Consider the following 23,157-nt stretch of genomic DNA (forward strand, 5'->3'; position numbering starts at 1 on the left):
CTTAAGAGATAATAGGAGAAGCAGATCAAAAGCATCTAAGGCTTCCTCACATGGATTTGCTTTCTTATGTCGAACTCACGATAATTAGCTGAAAACCATCAATGCCGAAATACCTACGCATTGAGCTTAACTTCTAAAGTATCTAGGTTCAATACTTTATTCTGACTGAATAGTTGTTCCATCACAATACAAAAAGCACCTTTGCTTTCTTTAGAAAAACCAGCAACCGTATTTAATTGATTTTTATCTTTTAATGTATTCATCAATTTTAAATTAAGCTTAGGATAGCGGATTTTCACCATGCATAGATCATTATCTAACGGTTTTATTGAAATAAATTGAGACATTTTTACTTTATTGCCCAGAGGATCGAGCCAACCAGCCACCGCGGCACTAGTTGCATCTTTTTCTTGAAGATTTGCCGAATAAAAACCATTATCATCATTTAAATTGCAAAAGGCTGTGCTTATTTTATGCGAATCTTTTTGATCATCACTTAATACTAATTTACCAAACCAAGCTTTATTCCCTGTAACAAATTGCTCTTTATCATCAATACGTAAATGCCCGTTCAGTTGACTTGTTTGCACTGCTTGCAATTGAATTCCAGGACGTAAAGCTAAAGTTTCATTATCCTGATTTGCTTGCTTTAACATATCCACTTTGAAATTAAAACCTTTCTTATCTGTTTCTTTAACCCCAAAAATCCAGCTATCATTGATAGGATTGTAACGTATAAACGAATCGCCCACATGCCAATCCAAGGATGTTATTTGCTCGATTTTTTCTTTTCCTTCATAAAAAATACAAGCTCATTTGTTTGCCCATCAATTAGAGCAGCCTTAGCATAAAAATCGATACCCTGACGCTGCATTTCAAAAAAATAACCGTATTTATCGCCACTTTCATTCTTTACCATTCCGGAAAAAGTCCAACTACCTGTCATCGGAACAATAGATTGGGGCTGTGGTTGCGGCATTTTTTCAGTTTCAGTCGCAAACAACCCAGTACTTGTGTGGAATACGATTAAAAATAGAAAACAGCGAATCCAAGCAAACATAATCAGCAATAACCTTTTAACTGTTGATGTAACCACAATGCGTTCCAAAATGCATCATCCAATACAGCATCCACGGGTAAATAATGCATTCTGTCTGAACTAAAAGATCGACATTTTACTGCATCTTTTTCCGTCATAATAATAAGCGACTCAATATAATTCAAATCTTCCGCCCTAAACTGATAATGATCAGGATAGGAACAGGTATTGAATTCTATCCCTAATTTCTGCAAAGTGGAATAAAAACGTTGTGGATTACCAATTGCAGCAATTGCCTCCCAAGTCCCATGTACCGTTTCGGGAGAAATCTCTTCATCAGTATTTAATTTTTTAATTTTCCCGGGCTTTAGGATCATAGAATATGCGTTTTCCATACTCCCCTCATTCACCACAATAAAATCAACTTGATTTAAGCGGGATGCGGGCTCTCTTAACGGCCCAGCAGGCAAGCAAAGACCATTTCCTAGACCACGTGTTCCATCAATAACAGCAATTTCAATGGCTCTTCCCATACAATAATGCTGCAATCCATCATCACTAATAATGATTTCGCTTTGATATTTTTTCAAAAGATAATTTACTGCTTGAGTTCGTTTTGGTGCGATTACTACTGGGCATTTGGTTCGTTGCACCAATAATAAAGGCTCATCACCTACTTTTAAAGCAGAATCATAGGGTTGAACTTCATAAGGAAATTGTTTTATTGTTGCTCCATAACCACGACTCACAATCCCCACCCTTAATCCTTTTTGTTGCATTTTCTTAGTTAATTCGATTACTAAAGGAGTCTTACCTACCCCTCCAACAGTAATATTCCCAACAATGATAATAGGAACGGGACAAGTAACTTGACAAAAACGCTGCAAAAAATAGCGTCTGACTGAAATTGCCATTTGATAGCCCCAAGACAATGGGCGTAACAGGCATTGTAAGGGATGTTCTCCGTACCATAACTTATCTAAAAAGGAAAGCATCAGGCTATAACTTCCTCTTGAATAATACCTACACGTTGCATTCCCTGTAACTGAGCGTAATATCCTTGCCTATCAAGCAATTCCTGATGCGTGCCTTGCTCTACAATACGCCCTTGTTGCATCACAATGATTTTATCTGCATGCTTTATTGTCGATAAACGATGCGCAATAACAATGGTAGTGCGATTTTTCATGACCTCCTCCAAAGCGATTTGTATGTATCGTTCGGACTCACTGTCCAATGCTGATGTTGCTTCATCAAGAATTAAAATAGGTGCATCTTTCAAAATAGCACGAGCAATCGCGATTCTTTGTCGCTGACCGCCAGAAAGCAATACACCGTTTTCACCTACACGGGTCTCATAGCCTTCAGGCAATCGACTAATGAACTCATCGGCAAAAGCAAGTTTAGCCGCATACATAATTTGTTCACGACTAATATCTGAACGACCATAAGCGATATTATTCGCTAAAGTATCATTAAACAAAGTTACATTTTGGCTCACTAAAGCCATTTGCTCTCGCAAGCTTGACAAACTAATTTGATTGATAGGAATGTTATCTAAAGTAATGATACCTTCAGTAACTTCATAAAAACGAGGAATTAAACTGGCTATAGTTGTCTTGCCACTCCCTGAATGACCTACTAAAGCCACTGTTTTTCCCGCTTCAACAGCAAAGCTCACATCATGCAATACGTTTTCACCTTGTCTGTAAGCATAGGAAACTTGTTGGAACACCAACTCACCACGCATTCGCTGTGGCAAAACAATGCCTTGTTCCTGCTCAATAGATACATCAAGCATATTGAAAACACTTTCGGCGCCTGCCAAACCTTTTTGGATCACCGCATTGAGCGTAGTTAATGTTTTCATAGGTTTTATTAATTGTATCATCGCAGCAATAATTGCCAAAAATGAACCGGCTGAAACAACAACTACAGTAGATAATTGAATTGCTGCTGCAATAATGGCTGCAATCCCAATAGCAATGACAATTTGTACTCCTGAAACATTAAGTGCCTTGCTTGCAGCCACCTTCATATCATTTTGGCGTGAATGCTCTATAGCTCTGCTAAATTTTTCTGATTCATAAGCAATACCATCAAAAATACGCACCACCTTGTAGCCTTCAATCGCTTCACTAGCAATCTCAGTAACTTCACCCATTGTTTTTTGTACTTTATGACTGATACGCCTTACTCGTTTGTTTGTGAAATTCACAATGAACCCCACAAAAGGAATAGTTAAGAGGAACATGAGCGATAATTGCCAGCAAATAACAAACATTACTGTAAGAAATCCCACAATTAAACAAATATTTTGGACAATATCTGTTAGAGCATCTGCACTGACTTGAGCAACTTGTTCTACATCATAAAGAATTTTTGAAAGCATTTGTCCTGAAGTTGCTTGATCATAAAAATCAGCAGGCAAACGCAGAATATGATTAAACACTTTTTCTCTTAATACCTTGACTACTGATCGAGCAACCCATGTCATACAGTAACTACCTAAAGAACTCACTAGCCCTCTTAAAGTAATTCCTATCAAAACGATGTAAGGGATTTTCTTGATAAAATCCATATCGACATTAATAAAACTCTTATCAAAAAAAGGACGCATCATGTAAGTAAACCCAGCATCAATTAGGGAGTACAACATATTAGCGAAAACACCTAATGCCAGTATTGGCCAAAACGGTTTTACATAAGTGAGCAAACGTTTATATAAGATACTGGTTTTAACTGTGGGTTTCTTTTTCATGAATTAAATGGTCAATCGGCCAAATGAACTATTGTAACTGTTATTACATCGAAGTGCTAACGTTAGGTTCATTCTAAGGTCATCTTAATGCGTGTGTACGCGCAACAAAAGCCGATTTTTTGCACATTCATATCGGAAATACTTCCTGGTTCAGTGGTTACAGTAGCCCAAGATAAATGATGTTGTTTGGCAAAGTTTAAACGAGCAAGCAATAATCTTTTTTGCAACCCTTTACCTCGATATTCAGGTAAAGTGCTCGTAACTCCTAAATCACAAAAATTATCATGCATGGCAATTGCAGCTCCGGCTACAATTTCAGTATTATCATAAGCCGCAAAAATGCTGACCCCTGTAGATTGAGCATAGTGAATAAATTGTTCTTTAGCTTCAGGAGCTGCAAAACCTAGTGCGACACGGGTGGCCCATTCATTGATTTCATCAGACCTTATCTCTCTTATCATCAACGGGCTATCGTCAAGATCAATAGATTGATATGTTTTTAAATCCAAGACAGACACATTATTTAATTCATTGATACAATAGCCACGTTGACTTAAAAAAATAGCAAGCTCATTTCCTACAAAAGGACATAACTCAATATCTACCCGTGGATGATTTAAGTTTCTATAAAAATGCTCAATGCATTCAATTTCTGTTTTAAATTGTTTTAATGGAGTATTAAAGCCCCATCCAACTACTTGTGATAAATAAGAATCAAAGCCAGAAAAACAAGCAGCGCCTCCATTAATTTCCACTATTTTTCCGTTTGGATACCGCTTAGTAACCTCAATGTGAGTTTGCTTGATGCAGGACTCCATTTGTGCTGCCAGATTTTTAGTAATACATTTCATGAATCACCCCTAACTAAGTAACAGCAGGGAATCGAAATTGAAAATAACCTCAGATTCTATCATGCGTTACAGTTCATCCTTTTTCAGATAAGCCGCGTACTAATTCATAGACTAATCCTGGTCCCTGATAAATCAAACCGCTATATACTTGTATTAGTGAAGCCCCGGCATTCAATTTGGATCGGGCACTCTCACAATTGTCAATGCCTCCTACTCCAATCAACGTCACATCACTACCTACATATTGTTTGAGTAAACGCAAACACTGAGTTGATAACTCCCAAAGAGGTTTGCCACTTAATCCTCCTGGCTCTTCCGAGAGAGGCAAATGCTCTACTCCTTTACGTGAGCATGTTGTGTTTGTCGCAATAATTCCTTCTATGCCTAAACTCAATATTACTTCTGTCATTTGTTTCAGTGTTTCCACATGTTCGTCTGGGGAGATTTTTACAACTAGAGGAACATGACGTTGAAACTTATCAGCTAATTTAGTTTGCTCAGCCTGAATTTTTGACAATAAATGGGCAAAATATTCCTTTTGTTGTAATTGACGTAAATCAGGGGTGTTGGGTGAAGAAATGTTAATCGTTACATAGGATGCATGTTCATAAACTTTCTTGAGGCAATATATGTAATCATCTGCTGCATATTCTAGTGATGTATCTTTATTTTTGCCAATATTAATACCTAATATCCCTTTATAAGATGCCTTTTTTACATGCTTAACTAAAGCATCAACTCCCTGATTGTTAAAACCCATACGATTAATAATCGCCTGAGCCTTTGGTAAACGAAATAAACGAGGCTTAGGATTACCCATTTGTGGTTTTGGCGTTACCGTTCCTAATTCAATAAAAGCAAAACCAAGCTTAGCCAATGCATCTAAATGCTCCCCATTTTTATCCAGTCCTGCAGCCAAACCCACAAGATGAGGAAACTGAAGTCCTAATGCTCGCACGGGCTGATGTTGTGCTTGCTTAAAGCAGAATTTAGGTATGTAGTGTAAAGCAGACAAACTCAAGGTATGGGCTTTTTCTGCATCCATACTAAAAAGTAAAGGACGTAAAATTGAATACATAGGGAATCCTGTCGTCTGGGTGAGCGAAGCGTAACCTGGAAATTCTGTGCGTACAACCCCCATGGGTTACGATTCACTTCACCCAGGCTACATGAATTAATGTGAGTTCTACATAAAATAAATCGTTATTGTTTTCATAATAACTGATTTTATTAAAACTCGATCCCATAAAATGGCATCCATTTTATGGGATAATATTCATTTAATGACGTAAAAGTATCTTTTACATCGAACTCGCATGAATTAAATATCACATTTTTGGGCCCAAACTCGAAGCATCGCATTTTCTGATTTGTGCAAATGGTAATCGACTTCTCTAATTTCCACACCATAACCCTGTTTTTGCAGTTGCAGTAATACTGGGCCTAAAAGCTCAGAACTTTTTCCTTCCATATCATTCAAGGGAAAAATTCTAACTTCTTTAGCTACTCGTGCTAACTCACAAATTACATTTAAATGAAAATCAACAGTTTGATCCTCTAGATCTGCGAATAAATAATGAGCGCTTAAAGCAAAATCAAAAGAAAAATCAGAATAGGGTAAATGATAATCAGCTGCTCCAAAATAACGTCCTTCAGCCTTACCTTTTTCATAATCGGCAAAGAATGATTTCATTCCTTTTTGCCGATATTCAAGCAATTGCTCTAAACCTCCATTACGGCTAAAATCAAATTGCTTTTGCTCTTTACGCACTTCATCCGCCATTTGAGCAAAAATCATAATTGCTTTAGAAGATAAAGTATCTTTATCCAAAACAAATAATGGGTCACAGCTAACAGCTTGATGTGCCTCGTGAAATTGTTGTGCGTTTACGGCACTGGGACCACATCCATATTCTAAAATTCGGGAATTCATGTCCTCTTGAGACAAATCAAACATCTCGCGATACTCATCAACACTATGCCCCCAGAGTACTAACTTGCGCATCAACGACTCTCCTAAATAGATAAACCTGAACTCATAAAACGAAACGCTACTATTACTCCCATATTGGCGTAATAGTCATTCTCTCATATAAGGTCTCACTGCATACGATGCTATAACCTCTTCACAACTTATATTGAAAGGAATATGCAGCTTTCTTTCGGCTTAAGATTAGGCGATTTTTTAAATCAGGTAAAGGAGATTCTCCAAATTATATCAATAGAGCTATTTTTACTCAAAATGCTCCCAATATAACTTTTCGGCGGGTTATATAGGGGATTTAACTTCATTTGGCATAAAGGAATGATTTATATTCTTATTCCGGGCTCATGTTAAATAATGAAATCTTTTCCTTGGCATAGAAATTTTATTTGCAACTTCAATTCGATTGGGTATAGTCTAACAAATTTGTTAAAAACCACGGGAAGTTATCTATCATGTATACAGGACCGAACTATCAACTTGGTGACACCTATAATATGTTACGCGATAGCGTCTATCAATTTGCTCGTGCTGAAATCGCGCCACTTGCTGCTCAAATTGACGAAACAAATACCTTTCCTCATCACTTATGGAAAAAATTCGGTGAGATGGGATTGTTAGGAATTACAATTAGCGAAGAATATGGTGGCGCAAATATGGGGTATCTCGCCCATGTGATTGCGATGGAGGAAATATCCCGTGCATCTGCTTCTGTAGGCTTAAGTTATGGCGCTCATTCGAATTTATGCGTCAATCAAATTTATTTAAATGGTAATCATTCTCAAAAACAAAAATATTTGCCTAAACTTATAAGTGGGGAATACATCGGCGCTCTGGCTATGAGTGAGTCCAATTCAGGATCAGATGTAGTCAGCATGCAACTGCATGCTCGTCCAGCAGGGAACAAATATATTCTCAACGGCACAAAAATGTGGATCACTAATGGACCTGACGCGGATGTCTTAGTAGTTTATGCCAAAACAGACAAACATGCAGCAAGTAAAGGTATCACTGCCTTTTTAATCGAAAAAGGAATGCCAGGTTTTAAGACAGCCCAAAAATTAGACAAGCTGGGGATGCGAGGTTCAAATACATGTGAGCTTGTTTTTGAGCAGTGTGAAGTACCCGAAGAACATGTTTTAGGAGAAGTCAATCAAGGTGTTAAAGTATTAATGAGTGGTCTCGATTACGAACGCACCGTTCTTGCAGCAGGACCAATAGGCATCATGCAAGCGTGCATGGATGTGGTACTTCCTTATGTTCATGAGCGAAAGCAGTTTGAACAACCCATAGGCGAGTTTCAATTCATTCAAGGTAAATTGGCTGACATGTATACTGATTTAAGTGCATCAAGAGCTTACTTATATACTATTGCAAAAGCGTGTGATCAAGGAATGGTCAGTCGTAAAGATGCTGCGAGTGTCATTTTATATACAGCCGAACGAGCAACCCAAATGGCATTACAAGCAATTCAAATTCTTGGTGGAAATGGATACATTAATGAATATCCCACAGGTCGTTTGCTGCGAGATGCAAAATTATACGAAATAGGGGCCGGTACTTCAGAAATCAGAAGAATGCTTATTGGACGAGAACTTTTTAAAGAAACAGTATAAGGAAGAGTGAAAATGGAACAGAATGACATTGTAATCGTTGCAGCAAAAAGAACTCCTATGGGTGCAATGCTAGGAAATTTATCAACACTTTCAGCTCCAGAACTAGGCGCCATTGCACACCAAGCAGCGTTATCCCAAGCTGGAATAAATCCTGCAGAAATAGATGAAGTGATTAGTGGCTGTGTGTTACAGGCAGGAATTGGTCAAGCCCCTGCTCGACAGGCAGCGATTAAGGCTGGAATACCCAATACTGCAGGAGCTACCACAATCAATAAAATGTGTGGTTCCGGAATGAAAGCAATTATGTTGGCTCATGATTTAATTCGCGCAGGAACTGCACATATTGTTCTTGCTAGTGGTATGGAAAGCATGAGTAATGCCCCCTATTTACTGAGTAAAGCGCGTTCAGGATATCGTCTTGGGCATGGTGAGTTAAAAGATCATATGTTTCTTGATGGATTGGAAGATGCCTACGATAGAGGCAAATTGATGGGTGTTTTTGCAGAAGCTACAGCCAGCCATTTTCATTTCAGTAGAGAGCAACAAGATGAGTTCGCTGTTCGCTCCATGAGCCGAGCACTGAAAGCTATGGAAAATGGGGCATTTAAAGACGAAATAACTCCCGTAACAATAAGTTCACGCAAAGGAGATGTGACAGTAACCGTAGATGAAGGGCCTGATGCAGCAAAATTGGCTAAAATCGCACAGTTAAAACCGGCTTTTAAAGCAGATGGAACAGTAACCGCTGCTAATTCAAGCTCTATCTCTGATGGTGCAGCAAGTGTGATCCTAATGAGCGCAGGACAAGCAGAAAAGCAAGGTATAAGACCTCTAGCCCGCATTGTTGCGCATGCATGCAACTCACAAGCACCAGAATGGTTTACCACTGCCCCTGTCGATGCGATTCGCAAAGTTATGAATAAAGCTGCATGGAAACAAAATGACGTAGATCTTTATGAAATAAATGAAGCATTTGCGGTAGTCACTATGGCTGCTATAAAAGAACTTGAATTAAATCCAGAACACGTTAACATTCATGGCGGTGCTTGTGCCTTAGGTCATCCCATTGGTGCATCGGGTGCGCGTATTTTAGTCACCTTAATACACGCTTTAAAACATCAAGGGAAAAAACGTGGCATTGCTGCATTATGTATTGGTGGCGGCGAAGCAACTGCTATGGCTATTGAATTAATTTAAAATATAACAGTTTCTTTCTTTTAAGAAGAGGCTCAGAGTTACTGTCATAAACTCAACATCTCTGCCAAGTTTTCAAACTTCCTGAGAGTAGCAAGATTGTTAAGTGGTGCTATTCATCAGAAAGATGATGGGATGTTTTTTGATAGATGGTGGTAACTTTACTCTTTTTATAGCATGTGGAGAAAAGCTGTATCATAAAAAGGACATTCATGCTACGACACAGTCTTATCTATTTATTGCTGAGTATCTTAGTAGTAATATTGGCAAAATATGCCCAGCTAGTCATTGTTTATATCGATCTGTTTTTTACCTATATCAATTTAAAACTAACACCTATTTTCAGCCAAACGGGCTGGGGACTTGTGGTTCGTAAGATACTTGTTCTTGTCCTATTGCCAGTAGCGATTACCTCTGTTCCAGCTCTTGCATATAGAGTTTTTAAAGGCGGTGATATGCCTCACTTTATTGCAATCACCTGGATTATTTGGATCATCATTGTTTTAAGTGATATTTTGGTGCGATAAGGATAATAGAAGGTATGGCAAAATTAATCAGTCAAATCAATACCGCTAGCCAGGAGTTTAAGGCAAATCAAGCAACAATGCTTGCTTTAGTTGATGAATTAAAAAATCAAATTCAGCATATTGCCTTAGGCGGTGATGAAAAAGCGCGAACACGCCATCTGAAACATGGCAAATTACTACCAAGAGAACGACTACACCAATTATTAGATCCAGGCAGTCCTTTTCTTGAGCTTTCGCAGCTTGCGGCCTTTCAAGTCTACAACGATGCAATTCCTGCTGCGGGAATCATTACTGGAATTGGGTGGGTTTGTGGTATTGAATGTGTGATCATTGTAAATGATGCTACGGTAAAAGGAGGCACCTACTACCCTTTAACCGTCAAAAAACACTTAAGAGCCCAAGAAATCGCACTGATGAATCATTTACCCTGTATTTATTTAGTCGACTCTGGCGGTGCTTACTTACCCCATCAAGATGAGGTGTTTCCCGATAGAGATCATTTTGGTCGCATTTTCTTTAATCAAGCACAAATGTCCGCGCAAAACATTCCGCAAATTGCGGTAGTAATGGGTTCTTGTACAGCTGGTGGAGCCTATGTTCCGGCTATGGCAGACGAATCGATCATGGTTAAAAACCAAGCTACGATTTTCCTTGGTGGCCCTCCCCTTGTTAAAGCGGCAACAGGCGAAGTCATCAGTGCTGAAGAGTTAGGCGGTGCTGAAATCCATTGTAGGCATTCAGGAGTAGCCGATCACTATGCAGAAAATGATGCTCATGCATTGCACCTGGCTCGAGTTTCTATTAGTAATTTAAACCGCAAAAAACATCAACAATTAAAACGAATTGAAACTATAGAGCCACTTTATAACAGCATAGAACTTAATGGTATAATTCCTGCTGATCCAAGAAAACCCTTTGATATACGTGAAGTGATTGCGCGTATTGTTGATGGTTCAGAATTCGATGAATTTAAAGCACTTTTTGGTACTACCTTAGTCTGTGGTTTTGCACATTTATACGGTTATCCCATAGGCATTGTCGCTAATAATGGCATTCTCTTTAGTGAAAGCGCTCTCAAGGGAACTCACTTTATAGAACTTTGTTGCCAACGTAAAATTCCACTGGTATTCCTACAAAATATTACTGGCTTTATGGTAGGCTCAAAATATGAAGCCTCAGGCATCGCCAAACATGGAGCTAAAATGGTAACGGCTGTAGCCAACGCCAATATACCTAAGTTTACCGTAATTGTAGGGGGAAGTTTTGGTGCTGGCAATTATGCTATGTGTGGACGAGCCTACAACCCAAGGTTCTTGTGGTCTTGGCCAAACTCTCGAATTTCAGTCATGGGGGGTGAGCAAGCAGCCAATGTTCTGGCTCAGGTCAACCGCGATAAACTCACAAAGCAAGGTGCGGCTTGGTCCGAAATGGAAGAAGAGAATTTTAAAGATCAATTGCGAGCGCAATACGAAACCCAGGGCCACCCATTCTATGCGAGTGCCCGCTTATGGGATGATGGTGTCATTGCACCGCAAGATACACGAAAAATATTAGGTTTGGGTTTATCTGCAGCACTGAATGCACCTATAGCTTCAACCCATTTTGGCGTATTTCGCATGTAAAAAAGGAGCAACAGTGAGCAACTTGTTATCTGAAATTCATGGACACTTATGCCTACTTACTCTCAATCGAGTGAGTAAACATAATGCTTTTGATAACCATCTTTTAACCGCAATACAAGAGCAACTCAATTCAGCCATAGCTGATTCTAATGTTCGTGTCATTGTGCTTAAGGCCAATGGAAAGCATTTTTCTGCAGGCGCTGATTTAGCCTGGATGCAAGACATGGCTCGTTTTAATGAAGAAGAAAATTTAAAAGACGCTATGGTACTTGGTAATTTGATGTACAGTTTAAATACAAGCCCCAAACCTACTGTTGCTATGGTACATGGGTCAGCTTTTGGCGGCGGAGCAGGACTTGCTGCAGCCTGTGATCTCACTATAGCTGCTCAGACAGCACGATTTTGTTTTTCAGAAGTAAAATTAGGCTTAATACCCGCAGTGATTAGCCCTTATGTTGTTCAAGCTATAGGAGAACGTAATGCTAAAGCCCTATTCATGAGTGCAGAAATTTTTGATGCAGCCAAAGCATTATCATTAAATTTGGTACAACACTGCGTTCCCGAAGAAAATTTATTAGAATTCACGCTTAATTATGCCCAACAAATCTGTAGCAATGCGCCCCAAGCAGTACGAGCATCAAAACAGTTGGCAACCTATGTAGCAAATAAAAAAATCGATGCAGAATTAGTCCATTACACCGCCGCCTTAATTGCTCAAAAAAGGGTATCAGTTGAAGGACAACAAGGGCTTAATGCATTTTTAAACAAAGAAACACCTAATTGGGGTAACAATTAAAGAGGCTCTCATGTTTAATAAAATTCTTATTGCCAATCGTGGTGAAATTGCGTGCAGAATTATTAAAACTGCGCGATCAATGGGTATACATACAGTAGCCATCTATTCCTCAGTTGATAAAGAAAGTTTACATGTACGCAGTGCTGACAGCGCCTACTTTGTTGGTGAAGCCCCTGCTAAAGACAGTTACCTAAATATTGCTAATATTATCCATATTGCTAAAAATTGTGGCGCACAAGCCATACATCCTGGCTATGGCTTTCTCTCAGAAAACCCTGAGTTTGCTAGAGCTTGTGATGCAGCCAATATTATTTTTATTGGTCCTTCAATTGAAGCAATGGAGGCTATGGCTTCAAAGCAATTAGCAAAACAATTGTTAGAAAAAACGAACGTTCCTTTAACTCCAGGTTATCATGGCAGTGAACAAGCAGAAGAAAAATTACTTGCACAAGCCCAAAAAATAGGATTCCCTGTTTTAATCAAAGCAGCCAATGGCGGCGGAGGCAAAGGGATGCGTACTGTTTATCATGAATCAGAGTTCAGCATGGCATTAGCAGGAGCGAAACGAGAATCTATGGCCAGTTTTGCTGATGACACCATGATTATAGAAAAACTAGTACTGCATCCTCGTCATGTCGAATTACAAATAATGGCCGACAATCATGGTAACGTAGTTCATTTATTTGAGCGCGATTGTTCCATTCAACGGCGACATCAAAAAATTATTGAAGAAGCCCCGGCTCCTAATTTATCTGCTTCTATACGACAAAGACTTGCTGAAGCAGCTTGTGAAGTAGCTCGTTCTATTAAATACAGAGGTGCAGGTACCGTCGAATTTTTGGTAGATGGAGAAGAACAATTCTATTTTATGGAAATGAATACTCGTCTACAAGTAGAGCATCCGGTCACTGAACAAATCACCGGGCTTGATCTAGTAGCATGGCAATTAAAAATTGCGGCTAATGAGCCTTTGCCATTAACACAAGATAAAATTCAATCCTCTGGTCATGCCATAGAATGTCGCATTTATGCTGAAGATCCTTTTCAAGACTTTATTCCATCGATAGGTCAAATTAGCTTTTTGCAAGAACCATCTGGCGATGGTATCCGTATTGATACAGGCATACTGCTTTCATCCCAGATTACTATGTACTACGATCCGATGATTGCCAAACTTATTGCGTGGGGTGCTAACCGGGAGGAAGCACTATCAAGAATAGAACAAGCACTATCCCATTACTTTATCGGTGGAGTAAAAACAAATATTCCATTTTTACAAGCTATTTGCCATCACCCTCATTTCAAAGATGTAAAGCTAAGTACGGATTTTTTAAGCAAAGAAGATATTAAAATAGCAACACCTGATTATGAAATCGCTTTACTCATGGCCATAAGTTTTGATTATTTAACTATGGTCAATTCGATCCAAGACCCGTTACTTGAAGACGCTTTTGCTTGGCAATCTCAAGGATCGAGTCATTGGATTTGGCGTTATCAAAATAAAGAAGCCGTGATTGAAACATTGATTATGGCAATCAATAAAAATGATTTCAAAGTGCAACTTAATCAAAAAGAACACTTAATTCATGGAAATTTGATAGGCAATCAACTTCGTATTGAAACAGAAAATCAAAATTACCAAGCTACAGTAGAAAATAAAAACCAATCACTGACCTTATATTCTCCCCAAGGCACAATAATAATTGAACGATTTAATTGGAGTACATTAGGTACACAAACAACAACTCAGAAAGGACAACTGACGGCACCAATGCCAGCAACTGTTGTAGCAATTTTAAAAAATATTGGAGAAAGAGTTAAAGCTGGAGAACGTTTAATTATTCTTGAGGCAATGAAAATGGAGCATACTATTCATGCTCCTAATGATGGTATATTGATGGAAGTTTTTTATGCTGTAGGAGCTCAGGTTAATGAAGGAGAAGAATTACTCACATTAAGTGAAATTGACTCATAACCTGGGATATAAAAAAGAGATAATTATGGACTATCCGCAACATATCACTATTATAGAAGTTGGTCCCCGTGATGGCTTACAAAATGAAGCTGCTTTTGTATCCAGCAAGCACAAAATTGAATTAATTAATTTACTTAGTCAATCTGGCTTACACTATATTGAAGTAACTAGTTTTGTTTCCGCCAAAGCAATACCTCAACTCGCAGACCATAATGAAGTCTTTCGCGCTATAGATAAATCACCATCTATCCATTATTCGGCTTTAGTGCCTAATGAGCAGGGTATGCTTAAGGCGTTGGAAGCTGGGGTTAGAGAAATCGCTGTATTTACAGCAGCAAGCGAACAATTTAACCAAAGAAATATTAATTGTTCTATTGATGAAAGTATTGCTCGTTTTAAACCAGTTCTTGCTCTAGCTCAAGAAAATGGCATTAGGGTTAGGGGTTATATTTCTTGCGTCCTTGGTTGCCCTTATCAAGGCAGCATTCCACCCGAGGAAGTAGCTCTTGTAACACAAAAATTATTAGACTTAGGGGTAGATGAAATCTCATTGGGCGATACTATAGGGGTCGGGACCCCTCGTCAAACTCATTTGGTATTAGATCAAGTGCTTAAGTTACTACCTCTCAATCAATTAGCAATGCATTTTCATGACACATATGGCCAAGCTATAGCGAATATTTATGCATCCCTACAGCATGGAGTGCATCGTTTTGATAGCTCCGTAGCGGGTCTTGGAGGATGTCCTTATGCTCTTGGAGCAAGCGGTAATGTTGCTACTGAAGACGTTCTATACTTAATGCACGGTTTAGGAATAGAAACAGGCATAGATATTTTTAAAATTGTAGCGGCCGGTGACATGATTTGTAAGATTTTGGGACGTAAGAATCAATCAAAAGTTGCAAATGCCATGCTTCCTACTCCCTGCAACTAAAAAGAATTTTCTCAAATGGGAATTCAGTAATAATTACAGAGAGAAATAATTATGAGCGATATTGTATGGAAACCTCAAAACCCGCAAAAAAGTAGAATGTGGCAATTTATGGAATTTGCTGCTCAAAAGCATTGTCAGATTTTTGAAAATTATCAAGACATGCACACTTGGTCTATCAAGCACCCCGATTCATTCTGGCAAACGCTTTGCGAATTTTTTCATTTAAAATTTGATAAACCACCTCACCAAATTCTTAACTATTATAAAGATATGATCGAAGCACGCTGGTTTACAGGTGCTCAATTTAATTTTGCAGAAAAACTTTTATCGCGAAGAGACCAACATGTCGCCCTAATTAGTCTTACTGAAGATAATGACAGACATTCAATGAGTTATGAGCAACTATATCTACAAGTTGCCCAATGTGCTGCAGGCCTAAAAGCGATTGGAGTCACAGTAGGTGATCGCGTAGCCGCTTTAATGCCCAATACTTCCTACACAATAATTGCAATGTTAGCCACAACCTCATTAGGAGCAATCTGGTCTTCATGCTCACCTGACTTCGGTGCTCAAGCCGCAATTGATCGGCTCGGGCAAATAACACCGAAAGCCTTATTTATATGTGATGGTCATCAATATCAGGGAAAAAAACATAGTGGTGTGGAAAAAATCAAGCAACTTAATGATGCTATCTCCTCGCTCATCCAAATTGTAGTTTGTCCAAATATCAATGAACCTGTAGATATTTCCTTGCTCCCCAAAGCACAAGCATGGAATGATTTTCTCCGTCCAGCAGACCAGTGCGAGTTTGTTTCATTACCTTTTGAACACCCCGTTTACATTATGTTTTCATCAGGCACTACAGGAAAACCCAAATGCATTGTTCATGGTGCTGGAGGAACCTTACTTCAACATCTTAAAGAGTTGGGATTACATACCGATCTCCATACCACAGATAATCTATGTTTTTATACTACTTGTGGTTGGATGATGTGGAATTGGACTGTTTCCGCTTTGGCATTAGGGGCAACACTCACTTTATATGAGGGTTCTCCAACTTATCCTGAAAATGGTCGTTTATTTCAATTAATCGAAAAAGAACAAGTAACGGTCTTTGGGACAAGTGCAAAATTCATTTCTGCTGTTGAAAAAGCTGGGGTGGTTCCTAAAGATGAATATAATTTAACCCACTTACGTTGTATTCTTTCTACAGGCTCTCCCCTATTACCTAAAAACTACGATTACGTTTATAACCAAATCAAAAATGATGTACAACTATGCTCTATATCCGGTGGCACAGACATTATTTCATGTTTTGCATTAGGTAACCCAATGCTCCCGATCTACAGGGGTGAGTTACAATGTCTTGGTTTAGGCATGGCTGTAGATGTTTTTGATGAACAAGGCACCCCCCTTCGAGGAGAGCGAGGAGAGTTAGTTTGTACTGCTCCATTCCCTTCCATGCCCGTGGGTTTTTGGAATGATCCTCAAAGAGAGGCATATCAACATGCTTATTTTGAGCGCTTTTCTGGTGTTTGGGCACATGGTGATTTTGCTGAAATCACCAAACATCATGGATTGATTATCTATGGTCGCTCCGATGCGGTGTTAAATCCAGGAGGAGTGCGCATTGGTACTGCTGAAATTTATAGGCAAGTAGAAAAAATTAATGACGTAGTTGATAGTATTGTAATTGGCCAAGATTGGCAGGATGACGTTCGTATTATTTTGTTTGTCAAATTACGCGATGATATGAAACTTACCGAAGAAATCATCAACAAAATACGTTTAACCATTCGACAAAATGCCTCTCCAAGACATGTACCGGCAAAAATCCTGCAAGTTGCAGATATTCCACGTACGATTAGTGGCAAAATTGTAGAAGTAGCAGTGCGACAAGTAGTTCATGGTTTGCCGGTAAATAATTTGCAATCTCTAGCAAATCCACAAGCCCTGGATTATTTTAAAAATCGTGAAGAATTACAGCAATAATCCTGTATCTCTATGAAGGAGCGATAATAAATTATGCCAAATTTAAAAGTATCACTTTGTTTTTATAAACAATATGTGTATAATATTGCATTAGCGTCGATTTGAAATTCAGCTTGCGGACGCTCAAAAATTATTTTTTGAAAATACGGCTAAAGCGGATATGATTTCCATTCCTCTAAGTCTTACGTCCGTAATAGCTCAAATCCCTAAAGCTCATATTTACATGAACGATCTGGTTTGAATGCAGCTCGTGCGAAAATGATGCTTAGAAACCATAGCATACAGCACCGAATGAGAGATTTCCTAAGTGTGATTTTCAAGCGAGATGTGCCAAATGCGTCGTTTCAAAGGGGTGATCTATTACTTGCGTCCGCACGCATAAGCTCAGGCTATAATTATGATTGAATTAATTGGATTATCCAAATCCTTTTCTGGGAAATCTGTCCTACGTGACATTAATTTATTTATCCAAGAAGGTGAAATTTTCGGGATCATTGGCAAAAGTGGTGCTGGCAAATCTACCTTATTAAGATGTATCAATCTACTCGAACGCCCTGATCAAGGGGATGTCGTGATTGATGGGCAATACCTAACAAGTTTATCCAGAAAAGATTTAGCTTTAGCTCGCCATAAAATGGCCATGATTTTTCAACATTTTAATTTACTCAACTCTAAAAATGTCTATGATAATATTGCGCTTCCTATGCGTATTCAAGGATTGGATGAAGAGTTTATCCGCAGAAAAATTGAAGAGTTGCTTCCTATAGTAGAGCTCTCCGAGAAGAAGCTAGCATATCCAGCACAACTTAGCGGCGGCCAAAAACAAAGAGTAGCTATTGCTCGTGCTTTAAGTTGCTCCCCTAAAATTTTACTCTGTGACGAAGCAACATCAGCATTAGATCCAGAAACAACAGATTCTATTTTAACATTGTTAAAGAAAATTAATTCTCTTTATGGCATTACTATTGTACTTATCACTCATGAAATGGAAGTGGTTAAACGTATCTGTAAACGATTAGCAGTTATGGTTGATGGTGAATTAGCTGAAACAACTTCTCTGGCCAATGTATTTAATAAAAGAGACAGCTTAGCTCGCAGTATGCTTTATGCCCAACTTAGTCCCGAGCTACCAGAATGCCTTACTAATAGACTTGCAGACTATGCCACTGATAAACCCTTACTACGTTTATTTTTTCAAGGCGAGGAAGCAACAGTACCCTTTATTAGTCAAACAAGTCGTGAGTTGAATCTGGATATTAATATCTTGCTCGCAAATATTGATCGTTATGATACAGTAACTTGTGGTGTTTTAGTTGTAGAGCTCACCGCACATCAGTTTTTACTAGAGGCATTCATTGACCGCTGTCAGCAAGCCAAACTAACTGTGGAGGTATTAGGCTATGTCCTTCCCAATGGCATATGATTTATTAATCGCGACAGGCGAAACACTGTATATGGTAGTCCTAAGTACCGTATTTGCAGTACTACTTGGCTTACCTTTAGGAACATGGCTGTATTCATCCAATCATGTCAAACTAATGCCACGAGTAAACAAAATACTATCCACTGTGATTAATATGGCACGCTCCATCCCCTTTATCATTTTGTTAGTAGCAATCATTCCGTTTACGCGTCTTGTAGTAGGTACTTCCATTGGAATAAATGCGGCTATTGTGCCTCTAACGATTGGAGCAATCCCTTTTTTCGCAAGACTAGTAGATAATGTATATCGCAGTTTACCTTCAGGACTTATCGAAACAGGATATGCAATGGGTGCCAATACGTGGCAAATCATTTTGCATATTTTATTGCCTGAAGCTAAGCCAGCATTAATTCATGCCGTTACGGTCACTGCCATTACTTTAGTTAATTATTCTGCCATGGCTGGAACAGTTGGCGCGGGAGGTTTAGGAACTTTGGCCATTAACTATGGATATCAACGCTTTGATGCTGGAATTATGATTTCCACAGTAATCATTTTAATTATTATGGTACAACTGACACAAATGATCGGAGATTATTTGGCAAAACGTTTTTTACATCATTGATCGTATAGTGTATATAATCTCAACTTTGGAGTTTTAAATGCGAATTTTAGCTTATTGCGTTTTATTATTAAGCCTTATTGCTTGTCACAAACCCTCACCACCAAATACATTAATTATAGGTACAATTGCAGGACCAGAAACAGCACTGGTTGAAACGGCAAAAGAAATAGCAAAAAATAAATATCATTTAAATATCAAAATCGTCACGTTCAATGATTACAACTTACCTAACGAAGCATTACAAGACGGAAGCTTAGACGCCAATGTTTATCAACATGTGCCATACCTCAACGCTGCAATTAAAGCCCATGATTACCCCTTTGAAGCCATAGGAAGAACCTTTGTTTATCCTGTGGGCATTTACTCCAAAAAACATACATCTTTAAAGCAGTTACCTGAAGGAGCTGTAATTGCAATACCTAATGACCCAAGTAACGAAATGCGTGCTTTGCAACTATTAGAAAAAGCAAATTTAATTACTCTAAAAAATACTCATGATACGGGTCTCAAGGATATTGCTACAAACCCACAAAAGCTTCAATTTAAAGAAATGGATGCGGCTCAATTGCCCAGAGTTTTACCCGATGTAGATGCAGCTGTAATTAATACAACTTTTGCTCTGCCTGCAGGTTTGAGCCCCTCTCAAGATTCTTTATTGAGTGAAGATAAAGATTCACCCTATGCCAATGTTATTGTGATCCGAAAAGATTCGCCCAAGAAAGCAAATTTGGAGTTATTTGTTAAAGCTTTTAATTCTCCAGAGGTTAAAGAAAAAGCTAAAACTATATTCGGAGATGCAGCTATTCCCGCCTGGTAATACAACTCCAATCAAAGTTACCAGCACACCAAGATGAAAAACGTTTGAGCCAAATACGACTCAAACGTTATCCCACCCTAAAATCAATCAAAATATATACAAAAAAAATAAATTTGGTCTATAATGACCAAAATATGATCAAACACATGCCCAGTCAATCATTCTCTCTTAATGAAAAGATGATATACTTTACTTAACCTAAAAGCTTTTGAGGTAGGATTTATGACATTCAGACAAGGCTTATTTGACATTTTCGATTCTCGAAAATATCTAAGAGAACTTACGCCTGAGGCGGAAAAAGCACTTCTACAAAAACTTCGTGATAAAATTGGATTATCTCCATTTGATTTTCAAGATAAAGCTTTTAATGAGCATGATACCAGCAGAGTTCGTAATTATTCAGGTTTTAAACTGCAAATTGGCGAAGATAAAGAAAATACTTTTGATAAACTACTGCGTGGAAAGGAACCAGAAAAAGAGAAAGTAAAAGAGGAATTTGAAAAGGTATTCAAAAAAGAAGATTTTTATGACACAGCTAAAGAATCATATAATAGATCAATAGCTGCGTTCAAAGACATCATCGTTGAAAAAGTTCCTAGGCCCTATTCACCAGAAGATATTCGAGGTGAACTCACTCGAATTCAAACTAATGCAAGAAATGCCATTGCAGCACAACAAAAATTGGAGCTGGAAAGATTTAAAACAACGGTAGAAAGTCAAACAGATAATTTGAAAGCGGCTTTAAATATCGATGATGACCAAGAAATAAATAAAGTCAAGGCCAATCTCATCAAAGAACTCGAAGACACTCATAAAAAACAATTAGATGCTTTTGATAAAGCAGCTGCAGAAAACGTTACTCTATTAGATAAAGCAGCAAATTCCCAAATGGAACACTATATTTTTGCTGCACAAATGGAAAAATACGCTTATGGACAAAGTGATGCCAGAAAACGTCAAGAAATGCTTCTGGCAATTGATGCAGCCATAGCAAAAAGGCTTAAGGACAACCCACAAGCAAATACTACGATTGAAGCCCATGTTGGTCCTGACGGGATGTCAATTTCTGCCCTCGACCCCATGGATTTAGAGTTTTTTTATACCCCCACAGGAAAGAAAATAGAACAAAAAAAACCAGGTGTTTGGAGTATAGAATTTTCCCCTCGAATTTTTGATCCCGGATACTATCTAGGCTTTCCAGCCAACCAGGAAAAACCAAAAGCAGATCTGCTAGCCCTAGCTCAAACAATTAGAGCCGCTGGATTTAAAGGAATTAAAATGACGGTTGATTTTCCAAATGATCCCCATACCGAAAAGCAGAGACTCAAACAAGCTTATGAAGCATGTCTAGAAGCTGGATTCCCTCCAGTTGAATTTGGTGATGACGGAAAACCGAAGAAACCACAGTATATTGTGTTAGTAGATAGCAAAGGGAGAGAAGTAAATATTCAAGAGCTTTTCAAAGATGATGGACCAAAGCTAGGCATGCTTCATCAGCAAGCCAAAGAACAACGCAAAGCGCTTGATGATAGAAAAAATGTTCTGACTCCTTCCAAAAAGTCACCTCCTGAAGTCACGAATGCATTGAAGACGGATCTCTCTACAGCGAAAAATAAAGGAAAAACTGGTGCAGATATACTTACTCAAGAAAAAGAAAAAGAAGTAGAAGAACATGTAGAAAGAGTTCTTAAAGGCCCCGTATAAAATTGTATGCCTTGTTTTAGTGATTAAGACACTAAAACAAGGAAAATTAAAAGCATCCTTTCTCCTATATAAATGCTCAAAAAATTCCACTGTTTCCTAAGCCAAAATTCTGGTATTTTATAGACTTGCTCATGGTTGAAGGCTAAGGAGATGGCTATGGATCCACGTGAATTTGATGAAAATGAGATGGAAATGGAAGATTTTAATGTTGATACAACGCTATCCACCGAAACAACTACCTCAACCAAGTTAGAAAGAAGAAGACGTATCGAAGATTTATTTGAAGAAAAACGTCTTAGAGAAGAACTCGCTGAATTCGGCTAAAATTATGAAGACTACCTACATACTTAACTTGTCCAAGAGAACTCTAAAATAAATAAATTTCCTTGTGATTAACACAGTGTGATTTATATTGGAATACGATCATTAATCGTTTCTTGCAATATGAGCTTTACGGGAATTATTGTTTTTTTCATATGTTGACGCTCCATCATAATTAAGAGGAACGTCAACTAACTTCAGTTTTTCACTGATTCTACATCACTGTATCTGATATCATATCTGCGCACCTTCAAACCACCTTTTAATTAAAGTGAGAGTCAATTAGCAATAATTAGCCTACCAGAACGTTGAAAACGATCCATTTATGCATCATATTTAAGTGGAAATTTCACGCTAACTTTCTGAAAAAAAACAATATCTATCTTATTTATATGACATATAAAAACAATGACTTGGATATTTTTTACTCAATCTAATTATAATTAGACTAATTTAAAACTTTTTAAAGCTGAGGAGAAAGAGGTGAAAAATAAAATCATGAGTAAATCAAATTATAAGAATTGGTTATCCAGTATTGTTTGTTTGGGGATATTGGCTTTAGTCAGTCAAGATGCAGCTGCAGGTGATATGAGTGTTGGAGACATGGCATCACAAATTACCTCATCATTTACAAACCTGACTAAACTAATAACGGCTGGTTCTTACTTGGCAGGATTAGCATTTTCTATTGCTGCGATTATGAAATTTAAACAGCACAAAGATAACCCAACTCAAATTCCAATTGGAACACCAATTGCTTTAGTTTTTATCGCAGCTGGTTTATTGTTCTTGCCTTCTATTTTGAACGTCACTGGAACAACCATGTTCGGTGTAAATGGAGGTGAAACGTCTGGTCCTACTGGTACGGTTTATACTAGTGGCTAGAAATTGCTGCTCGCAATATAATTCAATTCAGTTCAAAAATCCTCATCTTAGATGGGGATTTTTTTAATAGACACACCTCATAAGATATTTA

At 38.2% G+C, this 23,157-nt stretch carries 19 protein-coding genes and 1 pseudogene; 14 read left to right on the forward strand and 6 right to left on the reverse strand.

The annotated features are described in order from the left end of the window. Positions 1-113 precede the first annotated feature (113 nt). The 6 genes and pseudogenes from EL220_RS12960 to EL220_RS12985 form a co-directional block, all read right to left on the reverse strand. A pseudogene (locus tag EL220_RS12960) lies at positions 114-1,060 on the reverse strand (hypothetical protein). A gap of 2 nt (positions 1,061-1,062) precedes the next feature. Continuing rightward, positions 1,063-2,034, reverse strand: a complete 972-nt coding sequence (gene lpxK / locus EL220_RS12965; protein WP_027271385.1) for a tetraacyldisaccharide 4'-kinase — start codon at positions 2,032-2,034, stop codon at positions 1,063-1,065. Continuing rightward, the gene (msbA, locus tag EL220_RS12970; RefSeq protein ID WP_027271384.1) at positions 2,034-3,800 is read right to left on the reverse strand and encodes a lipid A export permease/ATP-binding protein MsbA; all 1,767 of its coding nucleotides are present in this window, start codon (positions 3,798-3,800) and stop codon (positions 2,034-2,036) included. The genes lpxK and msbA overlap by 1 nt, the downstream gene beginning before the upstream one ends. A gap of 68 nt (positions 3,801-3,868) precedes the next feature. Then, positions 3,869-4,651 (reverse strand): GNAT family N-acetyltransferase, encoded by a 783-nt coding sequence (locus EL220_RS12975; protein WP_027271383.1) that lies wholly within the window; start codon positions 4,649-4,651, stop codon positions 3,869-3,871. A gap of 73 nt (positions 4,652-4,724) precedes the next feature. Next, a complete protein-coding gene (locus EL220_RS12980; protein WP_027271382.1) occupies positions 4,725-5,729 on the reverse strand; it encodes a quinone-dependent dihydroorotate dehydrogenase in 1,005 nt (334 codons plus the stop codon). A gap of 243 nt (positions 5,730-5,972) precedes the next feature. Beyond that, positions 5,973-6,656, reverse strand: coding sequence for a hypothetical protein (locus EL220_RS12985; protein WP_027271381.1), 684 nt, complete (start codon positions 6,654-6,656; stop codon positions 5,973-5,975). Positions 6,657-7,090: 434 nt separating this feature from the next. On the opposite strand from EL220_RS12985, the gene EL220_RS12990 reads away from it, so the two are divergent. From EL220_RS12990 to EL220_RS13050, 14 genes are all read left to right on the forward strand, one after another. Beyond that, complete coding sequence (locus EL220_RS12990) at positions 7,091-8,251, forward strand: isovaleryl-CoA dehydrogenase (protein WP_027271380.1); 1,161 nt, start codon at positions 7,091-7,093, stop codon at positions 8,249-8,251. 12 nt (positions 8,252-8,263) lie between these two features. Next, positions 8,264-9,448: a thiolase family protein gene (locus EL220_RS12995; protein WP_027271379.1), complete on the forward strand. Its 1,185-nt coding sequence runs from the start codon at positions 8,264-8,266 to the stop codon at positions 9,446-9,448. 209 nt (positions 9,449-9,657) lie between these two features. Continuing rightward, positions 9,658-9,972, forward strand: a complete 315-nt coding sequence (locus EL220_RS13000) for a hypothetical protein (protein ID WP_027271378.1) — start codon at positions 9,658-9,660, stop codon at positions 9,970-9,972. Between the two features lie 14 nt (positions 9,973-9,986). Continuing rightward, complete coding sequence (locus tag EL220_RS13005; RefSeq protein ID WP_027271377.1) at positions 9,987-11,594, forward strand: carboxyl transferase domain-containing protein; 1,608 nt, start codon at positions 9,987-9,989, stop codon at positions 11,592-11,594. Between the two features lie 13 nt (positions 11,595-11,607). Continuing rightward, complete coding sequence (locus EL220_RS13010) at positions 11,608-12,390, forward strand: enoyl-CoA hydratase-related protein (protein ID WP_027271376.1); 783 nt, start codon at positions 11,608-11,610, stop codon at positions 12,388-12,390. 10 nt (positions 12,391-12,400) lie between these two features. Continuing rightward, complete coding sequence (locus tag EL220_RS13015; protein WP_027271375.1) at positions 12,401-14,365, forward strand: acetyl/propionyl/methylcrotonyl-CoA carboxylase subunit alpha; 1,965 nt, start codon at positions 12,401-12,403, stop codon at positions 14,363-14,365. A 25-nt stretch (positions 14,366-14,390) separates the two neighbouring features. Beyond that, positions 14,391-15,299, forward strand: coding sequence for a hydroxymethylglutaryl-CoA lyase (locus EL220_RS13020; protein ID WP_027271374.1), 909 nt, complete (start codon positions 14,391-14,393; stop codon positions 15,297-15,299). A 51-nt stretch (positions 15,300-15,350) separates the two neighbouring features. Beyond that, complete coding sequence (locus tag EL220_RS13025) at positions 15,351-17,291, forward strand: acetoacetate--CoA ligase (RefSeq protein WP_027271373.1); 1,941 nt, start codon at positions 15,351-15,353, stop codon at positions 17,289-17,291. Between the two features lie 397 nt (positions 17,292-17,688). Then, on the forward strand, positions 17,689-18,714 hold the full coding sequence (locus EL220_RS13030) for a methionine ABC transporter ATP-binding protein (protein ID WP_027271372.1): 1,026 nt from the start codon (positions 17,689-17,691) through the stop codon (positions 18,712-18,714). After that, complete coding sequence (locus EL220_RS13035) at positions 18,692-19,339, forward strand: methionine ABC transporter permease (protein WP_027271371.1); 648 nt, start codon at positions 18,692-18,694, stop codon at positions 19,337-19,339. The genes EL220_RS13030 and EL220_RS13035 overlap by 23 nt, the downstream gene beginning before the upstream one ends. A gap of 37 nt (positions 19,340-19,376) precedes the next feature. Further along, on the forward strand, positions 19,377-20,156 hold the full coding sequence (locus EL220_RS13040; RefSeq protein WP_035906152.1) for a MetQ/NlpA family ABC transporter substrate-binding protein: 780 nt from the start codon (positions 19,377-19,379) through the stop codon (positions 20,154-20,156). Positions 20,157-20,378: 222 nt separating this feature from the next. Then, entirely contained in the window at positions 20,379-21,860 is a 1,482-nt protein-coding gene (locus EL220_RS13045; RefSeq protein WP_027271369.1) for a hypothetical protein, read from the forward strand. Positions 21,861-22,016: 156 nt separating this feature from the next. After that, a complete protein-coding gene (locus tag EL220_RS18230) occupies positions 22,017-22,184 on the forward strand; it encodes a PA3496 family putative envelope integrity protein (protein WP_164480590.1) in 168 nt (55 codons plus the stop codon). A gap of 495 nt (positions 22,185-22,679) precedes the next feature. After that, positions 22,680-23,066, forward strand: a complete 387-nt coding sequence (locus EL220_RS13050) for a hypothetical protein (protein WP_035906165.1) — start codon at positions 22,680-22,682, stop codon at positions 23,064-23,066. Positions 23,067-23,157: the final 91 nt, after the last annotated feature.

This window comes from Legionella sainthelensi, from assembly GCF_900637685.1.
Taxonomy (GTDB): domain Bacteria; phylum Pseudomonadota; class Gammaproteobacteria; order Legionellales; family Legionellaceae; genus Legionella; species Legionella sainthelensi.

Coding starts and splice junctions, on each gene's coding strand:
- lpxK (WP_027271385.1), bottom strand. CDS start 2,034: ATGCTTTCCTTTTTAGATAAGTTATGGTACGGAGAACATCCCTTACAA.
- msbA (WP_027271384.1), bottom strand. CDS start 3,800: ATGAAAAAGAAACCCACAGTTAAAACCAGTATCTTATATAAACGTTTG.
- EL220_RS12975 (WP_027271383.1), bottom strand. CDS start 4,651: ATGAAATGTATTACTAAAAATCTGGCAGCACAAATGGAGTCCTGCATC.
- EL220_RS12980 (WP_027271382.1), bottom strand. CDS start 5,729: ATGTATTCAATTTTACGTCCTTTACTTTTTAGTATGGATGCAGAAAAA.
- EL220_RS12985 (WP_027271381.1), bottom strand. CDS start 6,656: ATGCGCAAGTTAGTACTCTGGGGGCATAGTGTTGATGAGTATCGCGAG.
- EL220_RS12990 (WP_027271380.1), top strand. CDS start 7,091: ATGTATACAGGACCGAACTATCAACTTGGTGACACCTATAATATGTTA.
- EL220_RS12995 (WP_027271379.1), top strand. CDS start 8,264: ATGGAACAGAATGACATTGTAATCGTTGCAGCAAAAAGAACTCCTATG.
- EL220_RS13000 (WP_027271378.1), top strand. CDS start 9,658: ATGCTACGACACAGTCTTATCTATTTATTGCTGAGTATCTTAGTAGTA.
- EL220_RS13005 (WP_027271377.1), top strand. CDS start 9,987: ATGGCAAAATTAATCAGTCAAATCAATACCGCTAGCCAGGAGTTTAAG.
- EL220_RS13015 (WP_027271375.1), top strand. CDS start 12,401: ATGTTTAATAAAATTCTTATTGCCAATCGTGGTGAAATTGCGTGCAGA.
- EL220_RS13020 (WP_027271374.1), top strand. CDS start 14,391: ATGGACTATCCGCAACATATCACTATTATAGAAGTTGGTCCCCGTGAT.
- EL220_RS13025 (WP_027271373.1), top strand. CDS start 15,351: ATGAGCGATATTGTATGGAAACCTCAAAACCCGCAAAAAAGTAGAATG.
- EL220_RS13030 (WP_027271372.1), top strand. CDS start 17,689: ATGATTGAATTAATTGGATTATCCAAATCCTTTTCTGGGAAATCTGTC.
- EL220_RS13035 (WP_027271371.1), top strand. CDS start 18,692: ATGTCCTTCCCAATGGCATATGATTTATTAATCGCGACAGGCGAAACA.
- EL220_RS13040 (WP_035906152.1), top strand. CDS start 19,377: ATGCGAATTTTAGCTTATTGCGTTTTATTATTAAGCCTTATTGCTTGT.
- EL220_RS13045 (WP_027271369.1), top strand. CDS start 20,379: ATGACATTCAGACAAGGCTTATTTGACATTTTCGATTCTCGAAAATAT.
- EL220_RS18230 (WP_164480590.1), top strand. CDS start 22,017: ATGGATCCACGTGAATTTGATGAAAATGAGATGGAAATGGAAGATTTT.
- EL220_RS13050 (WP_035906165.1), top strand. CDS start 22,680: ATGAGTAAATCAAATTATAAGAATTGGTTATCCAGTATTGTTTGTTTG.